The following is a 25,987-nucleotide window of genomic DNA, read 5'->3' as shown; positions in this document are numbered from 1 at the left end:
TGGTTAAGGCTGATGTCGAGCAACAATGCCGGGTATCAGCCAAGCGTCAGCGTTAACGGTTATCGACCAAAAGTTACACCGTGGACTTATACCAAGGCAGAATTACTTATGGGTAGGTTTGTCTAGGTTTTTAGAAGCGGTCAGGAGATCGAACTTCCCAGCTAATAGCGGCAGATCCCCTCCAGCCCCCTTTTTAAGGGAGATTTAGGGGGATCTCAACCCACTATTTCCCCAATATGGTTGTATTGAAAGTGCGATCATATTTAGGACAGAGTTGCAAAGATGCGATCGCGGATTCCCCTTGCCCAACTTTTGCGATCGCCTCAGCCCAGATTATGAACGGCTGAATTTTTTTTCTCTCGTGTCAATCCCGCCTTAAATCTCCTCGGTCATCACTGGGATCATTGGGCATTTGCGGTGTTACGGCTGGATTGTCTACGGTTTCCTCAGCATCGCGATCGGCAATATAACCGGGTTTCATGGCTAAATCCTTTGGGTCAACGGTTGGAGTTTGCTCTGGAGCCTTTTCCTGTTCCGGTGATGTGTTATTTGGGTCTGAACTCATTACAGCCTAATCGTTTCAACAGCTTTACCTTAACCCCTTTCATCGGCAAAACTGTACTATCGCAAGGCAGAAATTCTACCTTTTTGCACTAGAAACCGGGTTTCTCGTGAAGATAACAACTCCATATTAACCTTTCACCCCCAGAAACCCGGTTTCTTGACCGATGTCCTACACGCCAAAGTCACGCCAAAGTGCAAAGAGCATACCACAGATGTCAGAATAGACTCCAACTCTGATTACCCCCCATGTAGTTGAAGAGAATAAAAGGAAACCCCACAAGATAGTGGGCAACTACAGGACCAGAAATACTTCTGAACTTCCAGTAATTTTTCCCCCATAGCCAGCCCAACAGCCAGGTTCCAGCAACGATTAAAACACTACGAAAGTAAATGTGAGAGAACGCAAAAAGACTGGCAGAGCAAAGTATCACAGCTCTCTCACGACAGCCAATTATTTTTTCTAACATCAGGAAAGCGAATCCTCTCCATACCAGCTCTTGAAATACCGACATGCCAAAATACCAGCCATAGTAACCCAACTCTAGATACAGAGAACGAGGGTCACCTAAAAACCAAGGGAGCAAAGCCAAAAATATCCAACCTAACAGAAGTAGGGACAAAGTAGAGGGCAGTATCTCACGTACTGATGAAAGCTCTAGCGAAAGCCCTAGTTTATGTGGAGCAACTCTGTTGATAGACACATAGATCATCATGACGACTGTTGGAAAGCCGCCTAGAGTGAGAAAGAAAAACTGTCTGGTCAAAAAATCTGAATAGAGCAGCAGAGAGGGCATGACAAAAGCAATGAATAATAGCCATATTTCTGGTTTCAATACTTTTATTTGTTGTAGCCATCTGAGTTTAAACACAAGTAATCCCTCCAGCAAGCGATCGTCGATAATCGCCAGATTTATGCTGGACATAATTCCACAGGACATCTCGAATCAGGGCTTGGTAGCCTTGGTTGCCTGACAGATCTTTGAGCTTCTCCTTTAACTCTCTCTCTAAGCGGATACTGGTCACTTTCATTTCAGTGGTTGAAGTCTTAGGAATGGCACGTATCATGTTTTTTTCCTCAACGATGTGGACAGGTTTGTAATACAAGTGTAGTATTTAAAAAGCAGTATTGAAACAAATTACCTCCTGTGAGCCTTCCTCTATCCATCTCCACCACTTGCTCTGATACCAGTCGCTTCGGCGATTGGCGCTCAACGGGTTTGTCGGTGGAGTTTTTTATTGGGGATGGATATCGCTGGATAGAACAGGGTACAGCCCAAACTAGAACCCTATTTAATTCTGACGCCGAGCATTTAACAACCATCAATCCAAAACCTGATCACAACAGCGGGAGGTACAGGCGCATCCAAGCCGTACCGATATAGGACAAGAAAACCATACCGTTTTTCAACTCCCCCGCTCTGACTACAACCAGAAGCGGGGTTTCTTATACCAAGGAGTAAAAAGCGTGACGAATGTAACTGAAGGATTAAGGCGCTCCGTGGTGGTGTTCTCCAAGAACTACCTACCCATCAGTCGAGTCAATATGAAGCGGGCGGGTATCTTTGCTCCCCCAGCTTCCCCAGCTTCCCCAGCTCTCTACCCCCCCACAAGACTTATTCAGCAGACCCGAAGTAAATCAATCTAACTCCCCCATCTCCCTCATCCTCCCCACCTCCCCCATCCTCCCTAATCTCTCACCTCGCGCACGGTTATTGAAAAGCCATCTCCCAACTTAACGGCAATCAAGTCATAGCATTTCTTTCCCGTATCCGTTTCCCAACCCAATTCTTGTTCGAGTGGTTCTCCGGTTTCCACCACCTGCACGAACTTTTCAAGCAATCCTGGGGCGAGTCGATTCAGCAGTTTCTTTTGCCCTGCCTTACTCGTAAGTTTTTCTCGTTGTTTTCCCAAGAGTTTGGCAAAGACGGGATTAACTAACAGATAGCGAAAATCCTCGATTTCTCCAGTGACTAAATCCCTTACCGCTTGCATGGCGGCAATTCCATCTCTAGAACTGTTCAACAAACTGGTGAGGAGGGCGTGAGATTGGTAGAGAATTTCCGTCGTTTTTTGATGTTGCTCGATTTGTTGTCGGAGTTTGTGTTTTTTTTGTTGCAGCGTGAGGTGAGTTTCGATGCGGGCGATGACTTCTTCGGGTTGGAAGGGTTTGGTGATGTAATCCACTCCCCCAACTTGAAAGGCTTTGACTTTATCAAATACTTCGTTTAATGCACTGATAAAAATAATGGGAATGTCCGAAGTTTCTGCGTCGGCTTTCAGGGTTGAGCAGACTTGGTAGCCATCGATATCAGGCATTTTAATATCGAGTAAAATGACATCGGGGGGGGGTAAATTGCGGACGGTTTTTAATGCCATTGTGCCGTTGGTTACGCGGCGGACTTTGTACCCCTGTTTGGTTAAGATGTCGTTTAAAAAATGCAGGTTTTCGACGAGAGCGTCAACAATTAAGATATTGCCTTTGGGGTCTTCAATGTGGTAATTATTGCTTTGTTCTAAGAGTAAACGGCGGAAGTTATTTTTGGTGACTTTTTCGTCGAGTAAGTCGGAAAGACGTTTCCATAATCGAGAGGCTAAATCTTTAATATGCCCCACGCTCATGTATAAGCGATCGGCGACGGTGCTGTAGGTTTCGTTGTCCCAAGCGGCTTTGAGGATTTCTTTTTCTGGTGCGGTGAGTTGTTTACCTGTTTTAGCTTGAAGGATAGATTCGACAAACTCTAGGGCTTCTTCAAGAGTCATGGGCAGTTACGATATCATCTTATCAATGTTTTTGATGCTTGCACCCCGGTTTTTATTTTAGCTGCTCATTTCTAGAAGTTCCAACCCTTAATGAAGGTCAACCCTTCTTTTTTAAGCTTTTGGGGGAAAATACGGAGAGGAAATACGCCGTTGACGTAGATAAACGTATTACAGAGTTGGCGATTGAATGAAATACATTCCAGGACGTGTCTAATAGGATATAGTAACCACCATAGCGGTTAGGACGCATCATTTTGTAGAGACGTTGCATGCAACGTCTCTACAACAGTTTGTTTATCCTAATCGATGTGTCTACTATTATAATTGCATGGCTGCTACCTGATTGGGTTGAAACTGTATGTATTACGGATAGGTTTTTCGTATTACATACGGATGTGTTTTAGTGCGTGATATGGCATTCAGTGGCAACGAGCCGACTTTTCCGACTTTATGATCCGACTTTCCCGACTGACAGGGGTGGGGGAGGGGAGCCATGATAGAGACATGGAAAGGATGCAGCCTCTTGCCAAAGAGCCACTGAATCCAATCCTTAGCCGGATAAATACTGCATCAAAGGTAGTAGATGTTTGGTGAATAAACAACAAGTAAATTCAATCAAAAAGGAGGAATTATGTTTAGACCTTTGCGTCGATGGTTGCGGTGGTAATTAAACAATTAAGAGTTGACTCTTAATTGTTTAATACTATAAATCTAAGCCGAGTTAAAATTTATCACTCGGCTTAGTAAAAATCAATCTTCCTGAAGATAACAAAAAGATAGGAGCCAAGTGAAAATGAAATACAAATCATTAATCATGACGGCACTTTACGCCATCATTGGAATTGCCATGATAGTGGGGACACTTATTTTGCCTATTTCTGCTGCGTCTGCCGATCAGATTCCTGAATTGCATTTTGAACGAGAGGAATTTGCCAGTCAAGAAATGAGCAATGCCGCTCGAATTGAATGCAGTAACCTTTCTAAATTTGAATCAGCAATTCAACTTGCACAAAACCAATCATCAAAAAATGATCCTGGTACTTGTATCGGTGCTTACGACCCAAGAAGAAAACAGTGTACATTCGCAGGAGGACAATGTAATCCGGGTTATATCCCAACACTTGGTTCTGCCCCTGAGTGTCAATGCACATGCTTACCAGCATCCTAGGCGATGCCCAATCTATGACTTGACCTAAAAGGAAACCGATGTAAAATAGGCTCTCTTTACCAACAAGGATATAGATCTCATATAGCCAATGCATCCCATATTGTATCGACTAATCACCACTATAGGAAAAAAGAGATGCCCGTCATCCCAAATGCTGGCCAAGACTTTGTCGGTCCAACTCAAATCCAATTTGAATGTAACAATACTAACCAAGTTAACTGCATCGTTACTGTATATCATACGCCGATAGCAGACAAGGAGAATGACCCACACCCAATGTCATACAATCTTGCACCCAGTGCCACCCAACAACTCAACGTACCAAATGACCGGACTTATAGCGTAGTGCCAACACAAGGCGTAGTCAACTACTACTATATCGACCCCATTGAGGACTAGCGGAAGGGAATCACCATATACGTCTACAAAGGCAACCGTTACATAAAGCTATCTGTAGGTGGTTAAAACAGCAATGAGTTGTGTGGGCATTTTCTCAAGAAAATTTCCATTTCCAAAATAGTTTTTAGACGGCAAGGAGGGCGATCGCCCCTTTTCCCTGTATAGCGATCGTCTCCTTCAGTACATCTACCGAGGAAAAAAGCCTCTAACTCGAAAAATTCAGAAATTAATGACTGAAATCGTTTTAAGTTTGATTGAACCACATAGTTATAATTCGAGGGTAACTTCATGCCAGTTGATAATGCTCCAGCAACAAACGCGCTTAACTTACTCAATGGAATTGATTATGGTGCTGTCATAGGTGCTCCTCTTCAAGCAGCTATTACGGCGCAAGCTATGGCAGCGAAATCTACATGGGAGTTCATTCAGGAAGTGGGACTCCAGACGGATGAAAACGGTAATAAGTCCGCAGTAAATGTGACATTTTCATATCAGAAAGATGGAGAAATTGTTAAACTCATTGTTCCGATTCTAACAATTGTTCCAATTCCGGCGATTGTAGTTACAGATATCGAAATCGCATTCAAAGCCAACATTAATGCTTCGGCGTCACAAAGCTCACAAACTTCTGAGACAACTGATGTAGGTGGAGAGTTGAGTGGAGGTGCCAAAGCGGGTTGGGGTCCATTTAGTATTAACGCTAATTTTAAAGCAAATTATTCAAGCAAAAAAGACTCTAAAGCCACCCAAGATTCTCAATACTCTGTCGAGTACACTCAAGATGTTAGGGTTAAAGCAGCTCAAGCTGGTGTACCTGCTGGGTTGGCTACGGTTCTCAATATTCTCTCTAATGCTGCTACTGGTGCTTCTTTGGATGGTGATTTGATGGTAAGTCCTCCTTTGGTTAACCTAGATCTTGATAATCCACAGGATACAAGCTTATTCAGTATTAAGTTAGTAGATTCAAACGGCTTAAATATTAAGGGAGCTGATGTCACAATAAAGGCTGGTGAAATTAAACCAACGTTAGCTCTTAGAAATATGGGGGTTCAGGAACATCATTTGTACTCATTGAACGAGGAATATTCAATCACAGAGGCTATACAGATTGGCTTAGCGCCTTTAGGAACAATTCTCAATTGGGAGAAAGGCGAGATACACACTAAATCAGGAAATGATGGGAAAGTTAACTTAATAGTCAGCCTGACAGCAAATTCTTCAAAAAAATTACCCCCCAGCGGTGTATTTGAATTAATCATTTTGGCAAGTATTGGCAAAAAAATGCAGGAAAGTACGCTGCCATTTAAGGTTAATATCCCGGAACCTCAGAAGTTGGTGGAGCTGTTGAAATCAGATGTTAATGGTACTATCAAAATTAAACCAGATGGTCAAGATAAAAAAGAAATAATATTGACTCTCACGGATTCCGAAAGCAATCCAGTGGAGAGGAGAGAAATAGAAGGAATTCTGCCAGACCATTCAAAATTGAAAATAACGCCACCAAACCAGAAAACACAAGCAAATGGTCAAGCTTCATTTACTATAGAATGGGATAAAAACAAGTTAAGCACAGGAGAGACACCCGATTCGGAAACAGTAACCTTTAAGGCTCCTAGTGATGGAAGAACAGAGCCCAAACCAGTGAGCATAAAAGTAGAAGCGGATGGACAGGTACAATCACCGAATGCAGCATTACCACAAACACAAGGTTATACGCTATCTTTGGTAGATACAACCTCTGGAGAGATAGTACCAGTAACACCACCAAGCCAAACGGTAGAGGACACAAATCAATAAACCAGAATATCGAAGACGTTAACTAGGCATTGAAAGGGGACTGTAAGCAGTTTCATAACCACTTCAGTCCCTTCCCAGTTGCTCTGATATCATTTTTTGTTTTAGAACTTGATTTAGTATTCTTGCTAATGGCGCACCTACACGAAATTCTGTCTTCAATTCTAATTGACATTACAAAAGCACAGCATGCAGCTAATGTTTTTTCGCGCCAATTGAGTAAGCAGTATAAGGACGACAAGCTACTAAGAAGCTTTCCCATACCAAACGCCTTAATTAGTACCATTGACCTCACTTTAAGATACGGCGTTTCTGAAGATTTAGTGCCGCCTCCTAATTCATCAGTATCAGATACAATGCTGGATGAGTTTTACCCTTCTAGAAATCTGTTTTTTAAGGTAGGGCATTTATCAGCGGCTGTTGTTCTCAATAAGGTTACAGAAGAGCTTAAAGACAAAGATTTTCCAGAGGAGCTATCCGAGCCAGAGAATCGCCTAAAAATCCTGGAAGCATTGCGGTCAGAAAAGATACGGGGTGAGTTAGGGAATGAAATTGGAGAGTCTCTTAATCAGTGGTATAGATTCTTGCGGTCAGCTAATGAAGAAGAACTAGATAGCGAAGAAGAAATCAATAGAGCTATCGCCGAAGTTAAGCAAACTGTTTCAGCAATCCTTCTATCTAATATCAACTTAAAACAGCAATTATCGCCAGAAAATTTTACAGGGGTTTTTGAAGATTACCAGAGCAATTTTTGGCGGCAAGTTGATGCTTTTTGGAGACAATTAATTGCCCAATTATTCACAGAAATACGAATAATTAACTCACTGATAAGAGAAGCACTTAACAACAAAGCACTGAATGTGTTTGCAGAGACTAATCAACTAAAAAAGCTACCAGAACATAGTCTACAATTAATGAATATTAAAATAGAATTACAAAACTATAAATGTGTCGTCATAGAACCGGGTGATGAAGAAGAACTTGTGCCTGAAGATTAACTGTAAACCTTGAGTTTTTATCTTAACAAAATATATGACATCCATTCCGACTAACATTGTATCTCTTGAATATCTTTTTCTAGCTCCATTAAAAGCAATTATTGATGCTGATTTCATGGCAGCTCGTCAATTTGCTGCGTTTGTAGAAGAGTATGGTTTTACAAAACAGAATAGTGTCAATCCCATATTGGATGGAACAGAAGAAGAGAATAATCAAATCATTGGAAAGCATGAGGAACTTGGAGAACTCCGAATGATTTCTTTCAGCCTTAACAAAGCTGGGGAAGAAAAGGAGGTGAAGATTCCAGCTCTATCGCTGATTCCACTTCCTTTACTTCAGGTTCATGATGCAGAATTTAAGTTTGGTATTAGACTGCTAGAGGGCTATGAGAAAAAGGAAAGTAAAAAACTAAATTTGCTCAGCGGCGGAGATGAGAATACAAACGAAAGTCTGGAAGATCCTAGACTGATAAGCTGGCGAGCTTCGATCGCTACTCAAGAATCATCAGCGAAAAAACAAGAGAATGTTGCTCGACATCTACAAGCCAATATAGAGGCTAAAGTCCGCATTCGACGTTCTGATATCCCAGCAGGCATTCAAACCTTACTTGCTGTAATGGGAGAAAATATACAAATAGAGGAAAAAAAGAAGGCTAAGGAAGAAGAAACGGTATGAGTGAACCAACAAAATATATGAACGATGCTCCAGGATTTCTTTGTCCTGCATGTCAGAAATTCCGAATTAAGCTGTCGCTCGAAGATTTTTTGACAAAAAGAGAACTAACTTGTGGAAACTGCGGTACACAATTTCAAATGGATAAATCTCGATGTACTACCGTAGTCGAAAAGCTTCAGGATCTGCATATTGCAAATAAAAATGTGGAAAGGCTAAAAAAACAGTCATTATAAAATTCATTGTAGGGGCGCAAGGCTTGCGCCCGGTTTAAACGTCAAATCTATTCCGCAATTTTAGCTGTGTCATTCAACTACTTAGTAAATAAATATAAAGATAATAACAGCCCAATTTAAAGTATAAATTTTGCCTGTATCCCCCCTAACTTATGGAACTGATTTGGTTCTTCAAAACCCTAAAAAAATACATTGCCGACTACAAATGGCAATTCATTTTACTCTTTATCTGCCTAATATTCGACGCCGCCTTTGACTCAATCTTCCGAGCCAGCTTAAAATTTATCATCGACGCCGCCATCGTTCCCCAAAACTACAGACTTCTCGTTCTCATCCTATCCTTGCTAGCCGTCGGAGCCTTTTTATATATCTGCATCGGCGTACTCGGACTTTCCCTCGGCGCACGTTTAGGCATTGCCATCACCAACAATATCCGATACTCTCTATTCGAGCATCTGCAAAACCTTTCCATGGAATTTTTCGGACGGCGTTCCGCTGGGGATATTGTCAAATGCCTCATGTCCGATGTCCAGAAGGTGGAAAACGGTGTCATTACAATGGGACTAACCGTGGTTATTCTAGAACTGTGTAACCTGCTGTTTTCCATAATTTTCCTCTTCTTACTCAATTGGCAATTAGCCCTACTCAGTTTAATTGGGTTAACTCTGTGCGCCATTGCCCCAGCCAAAATTGCCAGCCTCGCCACCAACGCCGGTTATCAGTTATTACAAAAAGAAGGACAAATTGCCAACGTTGTCGAAGAGAATATCCTCTCCCAAGCCGTTGTTAAGATATTCGGACTAGAAAGCAGAATGTCCCAGGAGTTTTCTGTCCATCTAAACGCCTTAAAACAAATCTATATCCGGGCAACCTTTCTCTCCTACTTAACCCATAAAATCCCTATGGTGGGTTTTGTCCTGACGCAGATTGTGGTTTTAAGTATCGGAGCTGTCATGACCTACCAGAGTATCATTTCCGTAGGGACTCTTGCCTCCTTTCAAGTCTTCTTACTCGGATTGAATCTCAACATCCTCGGCTTATCTTCATCAATCCCTATGTTTATCGATGGCGTATCCGCCCTGCGACGCATCAACGATATCTTATCTGAAAAACCTACCATTCAGGATGCCCCAGATGCCATTGACTTGCCCCATTTTCACAGTGAACTTTACTTTGACAATGTTACCTTTAATTACTCTTCTGAAAGAAGTGGAGTCAAAAATCTATCCCTAAAGATTCGCCAAGGAGACTTCGCCGTATTTGTCGGTGCTTCTGGCGCGGGAAAAAGTACAATTATCAACTTACTAATGCGATTTTATGACCCGGATAAAGGACGCATTCTGTTTGATGGCGTTGATTTACGTCATGTCACAGTACGCTCCCTCCGTTCTCAAATTGGACTGGTTTCTCAGGATGTGATTCTGTTTAACTGTTCCGTGGGAGAAAATATCCGCATGGGCTATTTAGACGCCACCGATGAACAAGTCAAAGCCGCCGCCAAAGCCGCCGAAATTCACAAGTTTATTTTATCCTTACCCCAAGGCTACGACACTCCAGTAGGAGACAGAGGTGGACAGTTATCCGGGGGACAACGGCAACGAATCGCCTTAGCCAGGGCGCTGGTGAGAGATCCCGCGATTTTAATTCTCGATGAAGCCACATCCGCCCTCGATCCTGCCACAGAAGCCGAAATTCTCGCCACCATTGAGCGTATCACCCAAGACCGCACCGTAATTTTCATCACCCACCGCATGGCTCATGCGATGCGTGCGGATGTCATGTACGTGCTGGAAAACGGCAGCTTGGTGGTAAGTGGGTGACACACAGATTTTTCAGGGTATAGCAGTAGACACATCGATTAAGACTATCCGCACCATTGTAGGGACACGACATGTCGTGTCCCTACCGATAGCGCATTTTGAATAGGTGGATGCCTAACGCGCCGCTTTAAAATATTGACAAAGCGCAAGCGTTGCCTGTTGCCTAATCTCAACCGTTAACTTTCATGAAAGTCCGACTACTTATCAGGTACGGTAAAACCTTAAAGCACTGTTTGGTATAATAAATAAGCAAAAATTATTTCATTCAAGAGTTAGTGAAAACTGATAGTATATTTTATAACCTATTTCGGACATTTCCCAGTATATTATTTGAGCTTATTAACCGTCCTCCAGAAGAAGCCGCTAGCTATGAATTTACCTCCCGCGAAGTCAAACAATTAGCCTTTCGCCTAGACGGTTTATTCTTACCCAAAACCAGCGAACCTGACAAACCTTTCTACCTCGTTGAAGTTCAGTTTCAGCCAGATAATTCCTTATACTACCGCATATTTGCCGAACTCTTCATCTTTTTAAGGCAATACCAGCCTCCCCATCCTTGGCAAGTTGTCGTCATCTATCCCAACCGCAGCATTGAACGAGAGTCAACTTCACAGTTTGGCGAACTCTTAGCCCTGAACTGGGTAAGACGGATTTACCTGGATGAGTTAGAGGAAGCTACAGAACGTTCATTAGGGGTAGAAATTGTTAAGCTTGTAATTGAGCCGGAAGAGACCGCCGGACAACTGGCAAGACAGTTAATCGAACAAGCACAGCAACAGCTAACCGATGAAACGCTTCAACGTGAACTCATCAATCTGATTGAAACCATTATTGTCTACAAACTACCGAAAAAAAGCCGCGAGGAGATAGCCGCTATGTTGGGATTAAGCGAAATTAAACAAACCCGATTTTATCAGGAGACTCAACTAGAAGTGAAGTTAGACACCATTCCCAGAATGATGTCAATGGGCTTGGGTTTAGAGCAAATTGCTTACGCGCTAGATTTACCTCTAGAAACCGTCAAAAAAACAGCCAATCAAGTTCGGCGAGAACAGTTGTCGTTTCCTGAGCAAAAGGTCGATGCTTTTATCGAATTATTAACCGAACACCCTTCTCTATTTACCCAAGACGACTTAGCTAATTTAGAGCAGTTATTAGCTCCTGTACCCGATGATATTGAAGAGCTATCAGCCGCGATTTCAGAATGGTGCGAACAACACCCTGAACTTGAAGAGGCGCACTTGAAACTTCTGCCCGATCATTCAGAGAAAAAAGCACCGGGTAGCAAAGAAAATAACGTCAAAATTTCCAACTATGAACTGAACAAACAAGCTCTCCTCAATGCCATTCAGCAAAGTGCTTCCTCAGAGGATTCTCAATCATTTAACTCGGGTTCATGAACGTTAAGCTAAAACGCATTTAAATCGTGTATTCAGGCGTTGCTTTTGAGGGATTGAGGTATCCCCATTTAAATGCCGAACAGCTTTAGGACTTACGCAACGGCTCTATATGTAGTGGCGTGGCACAGCTAAAATGGTGGATTAGAATTGTAGGGGCGCATGGCGTGCGCCCATTGTCACCGCCCCATAAAACACATTTTGTTCCTAAATATGGGAGAGAGCAATTAACTCAACGGCTAACTGAGTAAATCCTCTCGTCAGGTCATCATTTTTGGCTTCAATAACGACCAAGTTATTCCTTGAAAGCAACAGATAATCCAGATTGCCCTTGAGCCAGTTGTTGATGGTTAAAGGATATTCAATTCGCATTTGGCATTGGCAATAACAAATCACCTCCAACAGAATTGGAGAGACGAGTGTTTCTCTTCTAGCTTTTTCATTACTCAGACTGACCGTCTTGCAGGATTTTGATTTTCGCCATAGCGCGTTCGCCTTCTCCAAAATTCCCATCATGACTCTTAACGGGACTTATAGTAGGGATACGACATGTCGTGTCCCTACAGATAACGAATTTTGAATAGGGGGATACCTAACGCGCTGCTTTAGCTCTAGATGTCTCCTGCGGCATACTCTCCAGACTGAGGGGCACCATATCGCCGTTAAACGTTAGTCCTAATAACATGGGTTCCTGGGGTTGAATAAACTTGCCCGTGAGTACACACCGCTCTTCTTGCTGGGCGGTAGCTCGAATGCTGGCTCTGATATCGTAGACGGAAAAGTTGGGTCGATAATCCCCCGACTTATGCTGGACATAGTTCCAGAGGATATCTCGAATCAGAGCTTGATAGCCTTGGTTGCCTGACAGATCCTTGAGCTTCTCCTTTAACTCCCTCTCCAAGCGGATGCTGGTGACTTCCATGTCAGTGGTTGAAGTCTTAGGAATGGCACGTATCATGTTTTTTTCCTCAACAATGTGGACAGGTTCGTAATACAAGTGTAGTATTTAAAAAGCAGTATTGAAACAAATTACCTCCTGTGAGCCTTCATTTATCCCTCTCCACCCCTTGCTCTGATACCAGTCGCCTCGGCGATTGGCAGTCAGCAGGTTTGTCGGTGGAGTTTTTTATTGGGGATGGATATCGCCGGATAGAACAGGGTACAGTCCAAATTGAAACCCTCTTTAATTCTGACGCCGAGCATTTAACAACCATCAATCCAAAACCGGATTACAACAGCGGGAGGTACAGGCGCATCCAAGCCGTACCGATATAGGACAAGAAAACCATACCGTTTTTCAAATCCCCCGCTCTGACTCAAACAGCAGCGGGGTTTCTTATACCAAGGAGTAAAAAGCGTGACGAGTGTAACTGACGGATTAAGGCGTTCAGTGGTGGTGTTCTCCAAGAACTACCTACCCCTCAGTCGAGTCAACATGAAGCGGGCGGTGACGCTTTTGGTTACAGGAAAAGCTGAACCGTTAGATTGGTTGAGTGATCAAGGATATCCGGTGCATTCACCCAGCTTAGTCTTACTGGTTCCCGAACAGATTCGCTTGACCAAAGCCAATAGCGATCGCGTTTGGAAAGTCCCGCCCGTGAATCGCCGGGAAGTCTTGCGTCGAGACAAGCATCGTTGCCAATACTGTGGTAGCCCAAAACGGCTCACCCTCGACCATGTTATCCCCCGCTCTAAGGGCGGAAACCATCGTTGGGACAATGTAGTTACTGCCTGCGAACGGTGCAATAGTCAAAAAGGCGATCGCACGCCTGAGCAAGCGGGAATGACGCTACTCACCCAGCCCAAAGCGCCTATGCATCCCACTGTGGCATTTGCCGAACAGTTCTGGCGCCAACAGCACGTCCACCTGGAATAATAGGAGATATCAGGTCATGCTGAAACTTACCTACACCGAAAATAGCTTTTACCTAGAGCGTCTAGCGGGGTCTCTAGAGGAATGGGTGACGGCACGAGTCATGTTGGCTCTACGAGCCGCGTCCAGCCTCTGGGTCGAATCTAGCACCGCCTCGTTTTTACTGCCTGTGGATATGCCTCACTTGGCTGACTTAGAAAAGGCGGTTCGGCAACAAATAATCGATGAGATTTCTCTGTCGATTTGCGATGCTGATTATATCGAAGTCACCCTGAAAGGCACTTGGATGACATCTAATCCCCAGGGTGAAGAGGGTGTATTTGTGGTCAAGCTGAGCGATCGCACCGAGTTCTTTCTCTGCAAACTGTGGCAGGAGTCTCAAACTTATGCCTCTGTTACCAATGAATAAGCGAGGGCGCACTACTGACAGTGCGCCTTTTCTGTATACGTCTTTTTCGGCTAAAGTGAGGCTGATAACCTTGCCAAATAAATAGAGTCATGAATACCAAGGTACTACTCCCATTCTTAATCACCACCTTGCTGGTGAGTGGATCGGCAACACCGGGAATCGGGCGGGCTGAACCCCCGATTCAAGTAGCCCAATCCATCTGGAAACCCTTCTCCTCAGCCGAAGGCAATTTCACTGTCTTAATGCCCGGTACACCTCGCCAAGAACAGGACACAATCAACACTGAATTAGCTCCACTGGACTTGAAGGCATTTACTGTTGAACGTCCCAACGAAGCGAACTATTTGGTGGCTTACTTTGATTTACCGGGAGATTTTAGCACTATGATCCAAACTTCGGGTCAAATCAATGAGTTTTTAACCGGAGTAGTGCTGGGATTATCCGAAAGTATGGCGGGTCAACTATTAAATCAGCAAACGATTAATTTAAATAATTATTCTGGCAAAGCATTTAGAATGCAGCACTCTGAAGGTGTTGTTGGTAGATATCGGCTTTATTTAGTCAATCAACGGGTCTATTTATTAGGAGTCGGTACGTCCAAAGAAAAATACTTGCAAAAGAGTATTCAGGGCTTTTTTAATTCCTTCCGACTCGCGGGAGGAGCCACCGGAACAGTTACTCCGGAAGGTGCTACCGGAACAGTTAGTCCCCCTTCAGCTGACCTCAATGCCCAATTGCGACAAGCTGTCTGTACTCAAAGCTGGTCACAAGCAATTAATGTGATTAATCGGATGATCGGTCAGATTGACTCCCAAGAGGTTCGCCAACAGTTAGTTGATTATAAACAAAAATTGCAAGGATTTGCCAGTTCCGATTCAGTGGTTCCCGCTAGTGAGTTACCCGATTGTTCGCCGGGAAATGGGGGTAATTAGGGGTTGCTGAATAAGTTTTGTGGTGGGGTTATAGAGCAGGGGGAGCAGGGGGAGCAGAGGGAGCTGGGGAAGCAGAGGGAGCTGGGGAAGCAGGGGGAGCAGAGGGAGCAATGTAGAGACGTGCCATGGCACGTCTGGGAGCAGAGAACAGAATGAACAAGCAACGATCAACAAAATTTACTCCAGGTTCAACTGATTGATCACGCTCTGAACAATTACCTCTGGAGATTGGGAAGCGTCAATGTGGATAGCTTCAGAGGGAGTCGGTTCTTCTAAGGTTTCAAACTGACTGCGTAGCAGGCTTTCCTTCATAAAGTGGTGCTGGCGATGTTTAAGCCGTTCATAAATGAGTTCAAAGCTACCTTTTAGGTAAATAAACTGGGCTTGTGAATCTTGAAGATGTAAAACTTGACGATAACTTGACTTAAGCGCTGAACAGGCTAATACTGTATTTTTACCTGCCATTATCCACTGATCCATTGCTGAGCGCATCGCCTCTAACCAAGGTTGTCTGTCTTGATCGTTGAGGGGTATTGCCTGTTTCATTTTCTCTTTTGCGGCTTGAGTATGAAAGTCATCAGCATCCCGAAATTGCCATTCTAAGCGTTGAGCTAAGGCTTGACCTACCCTAGATTTGCCAGAGCCAGAAACTCCCATTACAACTATAATCATTTCTCAATTTATAATGATTGAGGGTAACTATATTTTTATCCTACAAATTAGGTGATTATGGTCATCTTTGGAAAGGGTTTAAGTAGGTTGGTGGAAATAAACTGAACTAGATTAAGTCATGTAAACAAGCCTCAAACCCTTACTGTTCCCTGTTCCCTGTGACACACCGAGCGTGTTACCGAGCGAAGCCGAGGTAAGTCGAGGTGTTCCCTGTTCCCTAATCTCAACCGTTAACTTTAATTGTGTCCACCCACTTATTGTTATGGGGAATGGGCGCATCGCTATGCGCCCCTACTGGGTTGGATATCCAGTCTTTCCCATTCCCTGATTTCAATCACCAGAATAGCACCCTGAATCGTGGTGATTTTCCTAACGTGCTGGAGTCGCATAGTTAACCCCAAGGATCATGTTCTTCGCCAATCATCCGATTCGCGATCGCTCTCCATACATACGCCAAACCTGTTCGGGATAATAGGTTAGTCTGAGCGATGATATAGTCAGCCAGATGACTGGTGGCGGATATGACAATTAATCCCGATTCTTGACCCAGTAACCGTTCTACCAGTTCCGCTTTTTCCTCTGTTGATAGGGTATTCGCTGCTTGCCAAACGGTATCTACAGGACTAGATTGATTGTTCATTGGTATTATGTCGCGTTCATACATCGTTTTGCTGTTCCTCATACAACTAGGAAGATTATAGGAATCATACCAGTTCTGGTGAAACCGTGAATCTACGTAAAAATGAAAGTTATCGGGGAGAGCATACTGTATAATCTACGGAATTACCCCGACTTAATCGGTAAACTGACGATAAACTCTGAACCTTGACCCAATTCTGAAATTACCTTTATTTTCCCCTGATGTTTCTCAATAATCTGATAGGATATAGCCAAACCCATCCCTGTTCCTTGTCCAACGGGCTTGGTGGTGAAAAAGGGGTCGAATATTTTAGGTTTTATGTTTGGAGGAATCCCCGAACCTGTATCCTGAATTGTGATTTCGACGTGATCAGAATTAACCTGCTGGGTTTGAATTAAAATCTGTCGTTTCGCCAAACCTGATTCAACATTCAGTTCATCGATGGCATTGTTGATAATATTCATGAACACTTGATTAAGTTGGGCTGGATAGCACTCAATTAAAGGAATTTGTCCATACTGCTTGATCACTTTAATATTCTGAGTCAGACGAGAATTTAAAATTAAAAGTGTATTATCAATTCCTTCGTGAAGATCAACTCGTTTCATTTCTGCCTCATCGAGGCGAGAGAAGTTTCGCAAGGATAGGATGATTTGGCGAATGCGTTCGCTTCCCACTTGCATGGAGTTCATAATTTTGGGTAAATCTTCACAGATAAACTGCCAATCTATGTCGTGAAGTTTAGTTTGAATCTTCGCTGGAGGATGGGGATACTGCTGCTGATAGAGATGTAAGAGTTCGAGAAGATCATGGGTATAATCTTGGACATACGTCAGATTGCCATAAATAAAATTAACCGGATTATTAATCTCATGAGCAAGTCCAGCCACCATCCGTCCCAAACTGGACATTTTTTCACTTTGAATCAGTTGCACTTGGGCTTGCTGTAAGTCGCGAATTTGCGTAGCGACTCGTTGAATAAGATGATTCAGAGACGTGGCTAAAACTCCAATTTCATCCTCAGTCATCACGGGGGCTTGTAGGTCAAAATTACCGTCCTGAGTGGCTTGTTCGGCGACACGGGTTACGGCTTGAATTGGACGTGCGATCGCGCGACTGGTATAGATGGCTAAAACAGCGGCAATTCCGATCGATAGCATCATACTCCCCGCAATGATGCTCGCCCGTAATATCTTGGCTTCTTTGAATTTCGCCTTTGCCTGCTGTTGTTGAATTTCTGTTAAGCGAACAACTTCGTCTAAATTGGCGGAAATTGTTTCAAATTGGGGAATTAATTCCTCCTTCAAGTTTGTCAGCAAAAAGGACTTAATGCTTTGAGCCTGAGTAATCGTAATCGTTTCCGAATTGATTTTTTCTAAAAGAGAGCGGACAGTTTGATGATATATATTTAAATCCCGATCGCAATCATTCAACAGGGCTTGAGACTGGACAGTGGAACTGGAATAACCGATGGGTAATTTGCGATTATTATTTAAATGGGATTGTAATTTTGATAATTGACTATTAGCTTTGATTAGATTTTCATTTAATTCAATAACATTTTCAACTTTGATAGTTTGATTTAAGGACAAATATCTTAACCGTTCTTGGTATAATTTAATACCAAAAAATGATTTTTCTAAATCCTCCATAAGATCCAGGCGTTCCTGGGTAATTTCTAATGACTCTCTGGCGCGATCATCATAATGTTCTCCCACGATTAATCCTGTCGCTGTTCCAAAGACAGCAATACTCACCGCTAAAAAATAGCCAGAACCAATTTTTTGATGAATACTCCAACGACGGCTGATATGATTGATCCAGAGTCCAGGATTAACAAATAGACGAAAGCGACGCGATGGCGGGGAAGGAGTCGCGACATTTGGATGGTTAGAAAGAATACCCGATTCTGAGTGATGCATAAGGCAAATGCGATACTGTCATGGTTTTACTATAGACAAAGCACCCTTTGCCTCTCCAAGGTAAAATTTTTAGATGTCAATCCTGTGAATCTGGTGTTTCAGTCATTCGTCATTTGTCATTTGTCATTCGTCATTTGTCATTTGTCATTTGTCATTTGTCATTCGTCATTTGCTTCCCCATCTCCCTCATCTCCCCCATCTCCCCCATCTCCCCCATCTCCCCCTGTTCCCTGTTCCCTAAAACTAAACCGCCAAAAAGCGCTGAATCACCTGCTGACTCAATTCGCTGGTTGAACCTGATGCGACAATACCTCCCTTCTGCATCGCGTAGTACCAATCCGCTTGTCGCACAAAATGCAGATGCTGTTCCACCAGCAGCACAGAAATGCCTGTAGACTTGACAATCTGGCGGATAGCGGCTTCAATTTCTAGGATAATCGAAGGTTGAATTCCTTCGGTGGGTTCATCCAACACCAGTAATCGAGGTTTCCCCATTAACGCCCGCGCGATCGCAAGTTGTTGCTGTTGTCCTCCGCTTAAATCTCCGCCCATGCGAGATAGCATAGATTCTAACACGGGGAATAAGCTGAAAATTTCTTCAGGAATCTCGGCTTTGTTCCCTCTACCCCGACGACAGGCTTCTAACCCCAGCAACAGATTTTCTTTTACCGTTAAGCGCGGAATAATCTCCCGCCCTTGGGGAACATAACCAATGCCTAATTTTGCCCGTTGATCGGGGGATTTATGGGTAATCAGTTGCTCGGCTAAGGTAATTGTACCTGTTCGAGGTTTGAGCAACCCCATAATCGTTTTCAATAATGTTGTTTTTCCCACGCCATTACGTCCAATCAGGCAAACCATTTGTCCGACGGGTACACTTAAATCTACATCCCGCAGGATGTGACTTTCACCATAGTAAACATTCACATCCCTAATTTGCAGCATTAGCTGAGTTGAGGATTGATGATCGATTTTAGATATAACTTGCTCAGTTGAACTCATAGCTAGAAGCGATTAATTGGTATTCTTAGTGTAGTGCAGCATTGCTCAAGAATTAGTGTAGGGGCGGGTTTAGGGACTAAATTCCGCTATTCACCGATAACATTTCAACAAAACCCGCCCTCCCCACCGATAACTGAACGGGTATTATAGGTTGAATCTATTATAAAGAAAACTTTTAACTTTAAAGTTTAAGATTTGATTTTATAAATGTTATGTAATTTTGACTGGGCAGCAGCAGTCCCTGGAAAAGCCCAATTTGACGTTGTTGTTTGGCTGTAGTATGATATATTAAATTATGTATAGCATGGTAACATAGGCTAATTATAGTTAATTTGCAAAGACGTAGGCTTAAAACCCTTAGTCTGGCGTCATTTTATTTGCTAGCGTCGGCAAAACTCCCAAAATACAAGCATACCCCAATGACAAAATTTTTTGAGCTTATTCAGAAATAGATTTGACAAAAAACATATTTTATGATTTATATCCATCAATCACAACGACTTGGGGGAATCTGCTTCTAAGCGATTCACCACGACTTCCGGTAAATCCAAAAGCTTCACCAGTTCTTTGTAAGCGGCTGCTTCTTGTTGATTAATCGTCGGTTCATTAGGCGTGCGAGCGCTAACATTAATCACCTCATATCCCAACTTCAGAATTAACTCCCGTTCTTCAGGATTTTCAATTTGAGCCACCAACTCATCAATATCAACATTAGCGGCTAAATAATCCCGGAGTTCGGTTTGTAACTTCTTCTGTTCTTCACTATCCGTTGAAAACAATTGACTCAAGCGAGCAATAATTAACTCCGCTTCTTCAGGCGCTAAATCCCCATCTGACCAAGCCATAGCAGTGACAATTCGCAGCAGTTTCATTTGATGGGCGCTAATCGAGGACTCTCGTCCCAAATACACTTCCACCACACGGGGGTCATTATGCACCTCATCAATACTCCCTTCACATAACACCGAACCCTCATGCAACACCGTAACCTTACGGGCAATCAGCCGCACAAATTCCATATCATGTTCAATGACAATAATTGAATGACTCTCGGCTAAGTTGATCAGTAAGTCAGCGATATTTTCCGTCTCTTCATCGGTCAACCCAGCCACAGGTTCATCAACCAGCAATAAATCCGGGGATTGCGCCACCAACATGCCAATCTCTAACCGTTGCTTTTCCCCATGGGAGAGTAAATCGGCTTGTAAATCGGCTTTGGGAACTAAACCAATTGTTTCTAATAACCCTAACACCGTGCGTCGTTCCGATGCAGCAGGACGCCCAAACAGCGTTGAAAAAACATTTTTACTGCGATTACAGGCTAAATCTAAATTTTCTCGAACCGTTAGATTGAGGTAAACTCGCGGGGTTTGAAATTTACGACCAATCCCCATCCGCACAATAATATCTTCAGATTTGCGCCGCAGATTGCGTCCCTTAAACAGAACTCGTCCTCTAGTTGGCTGGACTTTTCCGGTGATCACATCAAGGAACGTGGTTTTTCCCGCACCATTGGGTCCAATAATCACCCGTAACTCTCCAGTATCCATACTGAAGTTGAGGTTATTCAGTGCCTTAAAGCCATCAAAACTAACGGTTAAATCTTCAATTGATAATATCGGTTGATTCATAGTTGGCAAACGTTTAGCTAACCCAGGACGAAGGACAAATGACGAAGGACAAATGACGAACGACTAATGACTAATTTCCTCTCGTTCACGTTGCACCTCTGGATCTTCTTCTAAACTGGGATATGTAATAACCTCTTTGCGCTTTCCAAATAAACTCAGCAACGCCTGATACCCAGAATACCGCCACCACCCGACAATTCCACTCGGCAACACCGTCACCACCAGCAAAAATAATCCCCCTTGGAAAAATAACCAACTTTCGGCAAAGTTTTCACTTAAAATACTTTTGGCAAAATTAACCACCAGCGCCCCTAGAATTGCGCCCACCAGTGTGGCACGCCCACCAACCGCCACCCAAATCACCATTTCAATGGAAAAGGCAATATCCATCGCCTTCGGTGAAACAATACCCGTTTGCAGCGTGAACATTGCACCCGCTATTCCCGCCAATGCCGCAGAAATACCAAAGACTAACACCTTAAATCCGGTGGGATTGTATCCCGAAAACCGCACCCGATTTTCATCATCGCGAATTGCCACCAGCAAGCGTCCAAAACGCCCCTGAGTCAGCCAGCGACATAAGGCATAAGAGATAATCAGCAACAGAATTGTAATGGTATAAAAGATAAACTGGGTGCGGCTGGCATTCACATCAGCCCCCAGCAAGGTTTGGTAATTGGTCAAACCATTCGTGCCGTTGAATAGTTTCTGTTGACCATTGAAGAAATTGAAAAAGACAATTGTCGCGGCTTGGGTGAGGATAGAGAAATAAACGCCCCGAATCCGATTGCGAAAGACCAGATAACCAAACAAGCCGCCGACGACAGCCGGAACAATAATAACAGCAAAGACAGCAAACCCAAAGGAATCAAAGGGTTGCCAAAACCAGGGTAATTTCTCCACCCCATAGAGACTCATAAATTCTGGTAAACCATCGCCTTCCAAGGGGGCTAATTTCAAGTGCATTGCCAACGCATAACCGCCCAAGGCGAAAAAGATGCCATGACCCAGACTTAAAAGTCCGGTATAGCCCCAAATCAAGTCAATTGCCAAAGCCGCGATCGCCAATGCCAAAAATCGCCCCAACAAGCTCAGGCGAAAGTCAGACAGCGCCAACGGAAACACAATAATCAGTAGCAGGGCGATGACCGTCACCACACCCACTTCAATCAGTAGGGATTGACGACGCTTTCGCCGTTGGTCTATTCCGGGAATTTCAAGTACAGAGTCAGATGTCATTGGTTAGGGAACAGGGAACAGGGAACAGGGAACAGGGAATAGGGAACACTTCCCTCACAATTCATAAGATCGTCCTTTCTGTGGGAAAATCCCGCCCGGTCGAATTTGCAGGAAGATAATAATTAGGGCAAACACCATCACCTTTGCCATACTGGTGGTGGCAAAGAAGGTAAAGAACTCAAATAACGGCTCAATGGGCTGAAAGAGCAAAGCCAGTATTCCCGAACCAATCAGGTAATTAATTGTCCCAATCGCTAACGCCGCCACAATCGAACCCACCAATTTACCAACGCCGCCAACCACCACCACCATGAACGTATCGACTACATAGTTCTGACCTGTATTCGGACTAACTGAACCCAGCAAACTAATCGCACAACCTGCAACCCCCGCTAACCCCGAACCAATAGCAAAGGTTAACGCATCAACCTTACCCGTAGGAATTCCCAAACAAGCACTCATACTCCGATTTTGAGTCACAGCGCGAATCCGCAATCCCCAAGCTGAACGCTGTAAAAATAGGTAAATTCCCGTGATGCAAAGAATCGTTAGCCCAATAATAAATAATCGGACATACGATAACTGAAAGCTGCCTTCTGACAACTCCACCATCCACCCTCCCCGCATCCAAGTTGGCGCGGTGACATCAACACCTTGAGTACCAAACCAAGGCTTAGTTAAGGTGAGGGCAGAAGTTTCACTCAAAACCTTGCCAATCGTAAAGGCAATTCCCAGGGATAGTATTACCATGATCGGGATTGCCCAAGAGCGAATCCTCTGAAAATCTGCCCGACGAGATATTACCCACAGCGCCCCAAAAAACAGCAGGCAAAATAGGGCAATGCCAATCACCATCACCCAATTTACGCTGCGGACAAACTGCTGCAAAATTAGACTAACGCCCCAGGTTGCCAGCAAGGTTTCCAGGGGACGCCCGTACAGAAAGCGGATAACCCCCCGTTCCAGAACCAATCCCACCAGGGCGGTTACCAGAAACGCGATCGGTATGGCAAATAAGATATAGGTTTCAAACCAAGGTTCTCCCAGAGACTTGAACCCATTTTGGACAACAAAGGTCGTATAAGCACCCAGCATCATCAACTCCCCGTGTGCCAAGTTGATCACACCCATGAGTCCGAACACAATGGCTAATCCCAGCGCTGCTATTAATAAAACAGCGCCAATACTGATACCGCCATAGAGACTATCTAAAAGTCCTGCTAACACAATTTTCTACGTTAATGGTTGATGGTTGATTAGGGATTGGTAATTGGGAAAATTATTCTCTCTCTCCTATTTCCCCCAAGGGCGGGTTTAGTCAAGTTATCAGTTTGTAGCCATAAGTTATCTGTAAAACCCTCCCCTACACCCCACACCCCACACCCTCTTTCATGGGCTATACGTCTTTTAAGTTGTATTTACCACCCTTACTCGGATCAGACCAATCACAGCCTAATCCCTTAGTATCGGCAACAAATTGATTCCAGGGAATAGGTTCAACCGCCGCTTCCGTCTCATTAACAATTTCAAACAAACCATCCTCTCCCACTTTTCCAATCCGTACCACCTTCGAGAGATGATGGTTAGGATTCATCGTAACCATCCCTTCAGGGGCTTCAAATTTCTGACCATAAGCTGCTTTGCGGACAGCTTCTAAGTCATCAGCCGTTCCTGCTTGTTCAACCGCTTGCTTCCACAAGTAAACGCCAATATAAGCCGCTTCCATGGGGTCATTAGTCACTCGGTCTTCACCATATTTTGCCTTAAAGGCATTGACAAATTCCTGGTTTTCTGGTGTATCAACGGTTTGGAAATAGTTCCACGCCGCATACTGATCTTTCAGGTATTCTGTACCAATTGCCTTGACTTCTTCTTCAGCAATACTCACAGACATAACCGGATATTTATCCGGGGTCAAACCCGCACCCTGTAGCTGTTTGAAGAAAGCCACATTACTATCACCGTTGAGAGTATTAAAGATAACGCCCCCGTCTGGTAACGCGGCGCGGATTTTAGTAATAATTGGGGTAACTTCTGTATTTCCCAGAGGCAAGTAATCCTCGCCAACCGTTTCGCCACCCAGTTCTGCAAGCTGTGCCTTAATAATTGTATTAGCGGTACGAGGGAACACATAGTCCGAACCAATCAGGAAGAATTGTTTGCCCTTATTCTCCAGCAACCAATCCACGGCTGGTTCAATCTGCTGATTCGGAGCAGCGCCTGTATAGAAGATATTGTTAGAACACTCTTGACCCTCGTACTGCACAGGATACCAGAGTATATGTTTTTTCTCTTCAAAGACGGGCAATACCGCCTTACGGCTAGCCGATGTCCAGCAGCCAAAAATGCTGACCACTTTATCTTGGTCAATTAGCTTTCTGGCTTTCTCCGCAAACGTGGGCCAATCTGAGGCACCGTCTTCCACAATCGGTTCAATCTGCTTACCCAGGACACCCCCAGCGGCGTTAATTTCCTCAATGGCGAGTTGTTCGGCATCCACGACGCTTTTTTCACTAATTGCCATGGTGCCACTGAGGGAATGGAGAATCCCGACTTTTATCGTGTCACCATTGCCACCAGCCGCCGCCGAGTCAGAGGTTGTCGCCTCTCCGGTGGTATCCGGTGCTGGCGGCTCACTACAGGCTTTGAGGAGAATACTGGTGCCTAATGTGGCGGAGCCATAGATCAAAAATTTGCGTCGCCCTAATCGTCTAACCATTTGTATAAATATTCCTCGGCTAATTCTGTTTGTCGATAGAGATAAACAAGGTTAAGCTGTGATATTAGAGCCAGCTTATCCGAGGAATTGTTATTTTTGATACAAAATAGCGAGACGGGGCAGATGGGCAGATGGGGAGATGGGGGAGATGAGGGAGATGAGGGAGATGAGGGAGATGAGGGAGATGGGGAAGATGGGGGAGATGGGGAAGATGGGGGAGATGGGGGAGATGGGGAAGATGGGGGAGATGGGGGAGATGGGGGAGATGGGGAAGTCGGAAAAATAAAGTTGAACACAAATTAAAAGTTGTGCTAGTATTAATAACTGTGAACGAAATGGGTCGATGCCCGAGTGGTTAATGGGGGCGGACTGTAAATCCGCTGGCTTTGCCTACGTTGGTTCAAATCCAACTCGGCCCATCACATAACTCTAATTTTTAGAGGGTATGTGTATTAAAAACGTCCATTACATAAGCCCGTGTAGCTCAGTGGTAGAGCACACCCTTGGTAAGGGTGAGGTCACGAGTTCAATCCTCGTCACGGGCTTTTTGCTCAAGAAGCAGAAGGCTCCAAGGCTGTCGATTGACTAATTATTTGTAATCGTTGTCAGATTAGTCTCGTCTTGACAAATTAAATGTCATCGTATTAGTAGAATTTGACTGGGAAGAAGCGATCGCATTGTTAAAGGCAGGTCAGCCTGTGGTTCCAGTGTGGTTAGACCAAATTCATCTAATCTTTGGCGTGGAGACCCTCGGTTTTACCGATGGGAGGAAACGTCGCGATTTGTTGACAAGTAGCTCCCAAAAAGCGAAGATAAAAGTGGTCAATGACCCACCCGAGACGAAGGAGACATAAAGCCTAACACCAAAGTTTGCTGATTACAGCAACGGCGAGGAAAATTCGGTAGACCGGGAAAAGAGGACAGGGCAATGGTACAAATAAGTCCACCCCTAGAATCAAAGCTAAAGAAATTCTGGGCTGAATTTCGACACGTATGTATAACCGCAGGGCTTGCGGGGCTAGTCTGTGGAGCGAACATAAGACCTAAGAATCTTCGGGTTTAAGGGCGGTTGCAATGAAGCAGAAACCTAAATCGTGAGGTTTAGGAATCCCGCGCTTTTAGCGCTGGGAGGATGTCAA

29 protein-coding genes, 2 tRNA genes and 2 pseudogenes are annotated in these 25,987 nt (G+C 44.0%); 17 read left to right on the top strand and 16 right to left on the bottom strand.

What is annotated here, in order from left to right; all coding sequences use genetic code 11:
• Positions 1 to 364 precede the first annotated feature (364 nt).
• The 3 genes from RIC07_RS17195 to RIC07_RS17185 form a co-directional block, all read right to left on the bottom strand.
• Positions 365 to 565, bottom strand: coding sequence for a hypothetical protein (locus tag RIC07_RS17195; protein WP_446345940.1), 201 nt, complete (start codon positions 563 to 565; stop codon positions 365 to 367).
• A 214-nt stretch (positions 566 to 779) separates the two neighbouring features.
• On the bottom strand, positions 780 to 1,076 hold the full coding sequence (locus RIC07_RS17190; RefSeq protein WP_446395593.1) for a CPBP family intramembrane glutamic endopeptidase: 297 nt from the start codon (positions 1,074 to 1,076) through the stop codon (positions 780 to 782).
• A gap of 349 nt (positions 1,077 to 1,425) precedes the next feature.
• Positions 1,426 to 1,629: a hypothetical protein gene (locus RIC07_RS17185; RefSeq protein WP_446395594.1), complete on the bottom strand. Its 204-nt coding sequence runs from the start codon at positions 1,627 to 1,629 to the stop codon at positions 1,426 to 1,428.
• A gap of 80 nt (positions 1,630 to 1,709) precedes the next feature.
• Here RIC07_RS17185 and RIC07_RS17180 point away from each other — a divergent pair, with 80 nt between their 5' ends.
• Both RIC07_RS17180 and RIC07_RS17175 read left to right on the top strand, forming a co-directional pair.
• Positions 1,710 to 1,946, top strand: a complete 237-nt coding sequence (locus RIC07_RS17180) for a hypothetical protein (protein ID WP_446395592.1) — start codon at positions 1,710 to 1,712, stop codon at positions 1,944 to 1,946.
• 83 nt (positions 1,947 to 2,029) lie between these two features.
• Positions 2,030 to 2,119: pseudogene (locus tag RIC07_RS17175) on the top strand (HNH endonuclease); the annotation flags it as partial.
• A gap of 131 nt (positions 2,120 to 2,250) precedes the next feature.
• Here RIC07_RS17175 and RIC07_RS17170 read toward each other — a convergent pair.
• Positions 2,251 to 3,324 (bottom strand): response regulator, encoded by a 1,074-nt coding sequence (locus RIC07_RS17170; protein ID WP_446395591.1) that lies wholly within the window; start codon positions 3,322 to 3,324, stop codon positions 2,251 to 2,253.
• Between the two features lie 97 nt (positions 3,325 to 3,421).
• Positions 3,422 to 3,595, bottom strand: a complete 174-nt coding sequence (locus tag RIC07_RS17165) for a hypothetical protein (RefSeq protein ID WP_446395590.1) — start codon at positions 3,593 to 3,595, stop codon at positions 3,422 to 3,424.
• 522 nt (positions 3,596 to 4,117) lie between these two features.
• Here RIC07_RS17165 and RIC07_RS17160 point away from each other — a divergent pair.
• Both RIC07_RS17160 and RIC07_RS17155 read left to right on the top strand, forming a co-directional pair.
• The gene (locus RIC07_RS17160; RefSeq protein ID WP_446395589.1) at positions 4,118 to 4,492 is read left to right on the top strand and encodes a hypothetical protein; all 375 of its coding nucleotides are present in this window, start codon (positions 4,118 to 4,120) and stop codon (positions 4,490 to 4,492) included.
• A 276-nt stretch (positions 4,493 to 4,768) separates the two neighbouring features.
• On the top strand, positions 4,769 to 4,891 hold the full coding sequence (locus tag RIC07_RS17155) for a hypothetical protein (protein WP_446395588.1): 123 nt from the start codon (positions 4,769 to 4,771) through the stop codon (positions 4,889 to 4,891).
• Between the two features lie 62 nt (positions 4,892 to 4,953).
• Here RIC07_RS17155 and RIC07_RS17150 read toward each other — a convergent pair whose 3' ends face one another.
• Complete coding sequence (locus tag RIC07_RS17150; protein ID WP_446395587.1) at positions 4,954 to 5,181, bottom strand: hypothetical protein; 228 nt, start codon at positions 5,179 to 5,181, stop codon at positions 4,954 to 4,956.
• Here RIC07_RS17150 and RIC07_RS17145 point away from each other — a divergent pair.
• The 6 genes from RIC07_RS17145 (at position 5,180) to RIC07_RS17120 (ending at position 11,812) form a co-directional block, all read left to right on the top strand.
• A complete protein-coding gene (locus tag RIC07_RS17145) occupies positions 5,180 to 6,688 on the top strand; it encodes a DUF2589 domain-containing protein (RefSeq protein WP_446395586.1) in 1,509 nt (502 codons plus the stop codon). The two genes, RIC07_RS17150 and RIC07_RS17145, sit on opposite strands and share 2 nt — an antisense overlap.
• Positions 6,689 to 6,816: 128 nt before the next feature.
• Entirely contained in the window at positions 6,817 to 7,683 is an 867-nt protein-coding gene (locus tag RIC07_RS17140; RefSeq protein WP_446395585.1) for a hypothetical protein, read from the top strand.
• Between the two features lie 34 nt (positions 7,684 to 7,717).
• Complete coding sequence (locus RIC07_RS17135) at positions 7,718 to 8,359, top strand: DUF2589 domain-containing protein (RefSeq protein ID WP_446395584.1); 642 nt, start codon at positions 7,718 to 7,720, stop codon at positions 8,357 to 8,359.
• Positions 8,356 to 8,592: a hypothetical protein gene (locus RIC07_RS17130; protein WP_446395583.1), complete on the top strand. Its 237-nt coding sequence runs from the start codon at positions 8,356 to 8,358 to the stop codon at positions 8,590 to 8,592. The genes RIC07_RS17135 and RIC07_RS17130 overlap by 4 nt, the downstream gene beginning before the upstream one ends.
• Before the next feature lie 152 nt (positions 8,593 to 8,744).
• Positions 8,745 to 10,412: an ABC transporter ATP-binding protein gene (locus tag RIC07_RS17125; protein ID WP_446395582.1), complete on the top strand. Its 1,668-nt coding sequence runs from the start codon at positions 8,745 to 8,747 to the stop codon at positions 10,410 to 10,412.
• 275 nt (positions 10,413 to 10,687) lie between these two features.
• A complete protein-coding gene (locus tag RIC07_RS17120; RefSeq protein ID WP_446395581.1) occupies positions 10,688 to 11,812 on the top strand; it encodes an Rpn family recombination-promoting nuclease/putative transposase in 1,125 nt (374 codons plus the stop codon).
• Positions 11,813 to 12,019: 207 nt separating this feature from the next.
• Here RIC07_RS17120 and RIC07_RS17115 read toward each other — a convergent pair.
• Positions 12,020 to 12,265 (bottom strand): annotated as a pseudogene (locus RIC07_RS17115) (hypothetical protein); the annotation flags it as partial.
• 136 nt (positions 12,266 to 12,401) lie between these two features.
• Positions 12,402 to 12,767: a hypothetical protein gene (locus RIC07_RS17110; protein ID WP_446381583.1), complete on the bottom strand. Its 366-nt coding sequence runs from the start codon at positions 12,765 to 12,767 to the stop codon at positions 12,402 to 12,404.
• Between the two features lie 80 nt (positions 12,768 to 12,847).
• On the opposite strand from RIC07_RS17110, the gene RIC07_RS17105 reads away from it, so the two are divergent.
• The 4 genes from RIC07_RS17105 (at position 12,848) to RIC07_RS17090 (ending at position 15,023) form a co-directional block, all read left to right on the top strand.
• Entirely contained in the window at positions 12,848 to 13,084 is a 237-nt protein-coding gene (locus RIC07_RS17105) for a hypothetical protein (RefSeq protein WP_446395580.1), read from the top strand.
• 82 nt (positions 13,085 to 13,166) lie between these two features.
• A complete protein-coding gene (locus tag RIC07_RS17100; protein WP_446395579.1) occupies positions 13,167 to 13,685 on the top strand; it encodes an HNH endonuclease in 519 nt (172 codons plus the stop codon).
• A 16-nt stretch (positions 13,686 to 13,701) separates the two neighbouring features.
• Entirely contained in the window at positions 13,702 to 14,091 is a 390-nt protein-coding gene (locus tag RIC07_RS17095) for an alr0857 family protein (RefSeq protein WP_446381577.1), read from the top strand.
• An 89-nt stretch (positions 14,092 to 14,180) separates the two neighbouring features.
• Positions 14,181 to 15,023: a hypothetical protein gene (locus RIC07_RS17090; RefSeq protein WP_446395578.1), complete on the top strand. Its 843-nt coding sequence runs from the start codon at positions 14,181 to 14,183 to the stop codon at positions 15,021 to 15,023.
• A gap of 177 nt (positions 15,024 to 15,200) precedes the next feature.
• Here RIC07_RS17090 and RIC07_RS17085 read toward each other — a convergent pair whose 3' ends face one another.
• The 8 genes from RIC07_RS17085 to urtA form a co-directional block, all read right to left on the bottom strand.
• The gene (locus tag RIC07_RS17085; protein ID WP_446395577.1) at positions 15,201 to 15,695 is read right to left on the bottom strand and encodes a gluconokinase; all 495 of its coding nucleotides are present in this window, start codon (positions 15,693 to 15,695) and stop codon (positions 15,201 to 15,203) included.
• A 391-nt stretch (positions 15,696 to 16,086) separates the two neighbouring features.
• Positions 16,087 to 16,335 (bottom strand): hypothetical protein, encoded by a 249-nt coding sequence (locus tag RIC07_RS17080; RefSeq protein ID WP_446391411.1) that lies wholly within the window; start codon positions 16,333 to 16,335, stop codon positions 16,087 to 16,089.
• Between the two features lie 143 nt (positions 16,336 to 16,478).
• Positions 16,479 to 18,257, bottom strand: a complete 1,779-nt coding sequence (locus RIC07_RS17075; protein WP_446395576.1) for an ATP-binding protein — start codon at positions 18,255 to 18,257, stop codon at positions 16,479 to 16,481.
• 243 nt (positions 18,258 to 18,500) lie between these two features.
• Complete coding sequence (gene urtE / locus RIC07_RS17070) at positions 18,501 to 19,202, bottom strand: urea ABC transporter ATP-binding subunit UrtE (RefSeq protein WP_044210545.1); 702 nt, start codon at positions 19,200 to 19,202, stop codon at positions 18,501 to 18,503.
• A gap of 548 nt (positions 19,203 to 19,750) precedes the next feature.
• On the bottom strand, positions 19,751 to 20,890 hold the full coding sequence (urtD, locus tag RIC07_RS17065) for an urea ABC transporter ATP-binding protein UrtD (RefSeq protein ID WP_446395575.1): 1,140 nt from the start codon (positions 20,888 to 20,890) through the stop codon (positions 19,751 to 19,753).
• A 63-nt stretch (positions 20,891 to 20,953) separates the two neighbouring features.
• Positions 20,954 to 22,129, bottom strand: a complete 1,176-nt coding sequence (urtC, locus tag RIC07_RS17060; RefSeq protein WP_446395574.1) for an urea ABC transporter permease subunit UrtC — start codon at positions 22,127 to 22,129, stop codon at positions 20,954 to 20,956.
• 54 nt (positions 22,130 to 22,183) lie between these two features.
• The gene (gene urtB, locus RIC07_RS17055; protein WP_446395573.1) at positions 22,184 to 23,356 is read right to left on the bottom strand and encodes an urea ABC transporter permease subunit UrtB; all 1,173 of its coding nucleotides are present in this window, start codon (positions 23,354 to 23,356) and stop codon (positions 22,184 to 22,186) included.
• 169 nt (positions 23,357 to 23,525) lie between these two features.
• Positions 23,526 to 24,848, bottom strand: a complete 1,323-nt coding sequence (gene urtA, locus RIC07_RS17050; RefSeq protein ID WP_446381545.1) for an urea ABC transporter substrate-binding protein — start codon at positions 24,846 to 24,848, stop codon at positions 23,526 to 23,528.
• Between the two features lie 96 nt (positions 24,849 to 24,944).
• Between urtA and RIC07_RS17045 the strand changes: the two genes are divergently transcribed.
• The 3 genes from RIC07_RS17045 (at position 24,945) to RIC07_RS17035 (ending at position 25,393) form a co-directional block, all read left to right on the top strand.
• Positions 24,945 to 25,151 (top strand): hypothetical protein, encoded by a 207-nt coding sequence (locus RIC07_RS17045; protein WP_446395572.1) that lies wholly within the window; start codon positions 24,945 to 24,947, stop codon positions 25,149 to 25,151.
• Between the two features lie 34 nt (positions 25,152 to 25,185).
• Positions 25,186 to 25,267: transfer RNA gene (locus RIC07_RS17040), tRNA-Tyr, on the top strand.
• A 54-nt stretch (positions 25,268 to 25,321) separates the two neighbouring features.
• A tRNA-Thr gene (locus RIC07_RS17035) sits at positions 25,322 to 25,393 on the top strand.
• Positions 25,394 to 25,987: the final 594 nt, after the last annotated feature.

Source organism: Coleofasciculus sp. E1-EBD-02, assembly GCF_040218245.1.
In the GTDB taxonomy this organism is placed as follows: Bacteria; Cyanobacteriota; Cyanobacteriia; order Cyanobacteriales; family Coleofasciculaceae; genus Coleofasciculus.
Note: the sequence above shows the minus strand (reverse complement) of the source record. Positions and strands in the feature narration are given on the sequence as shown.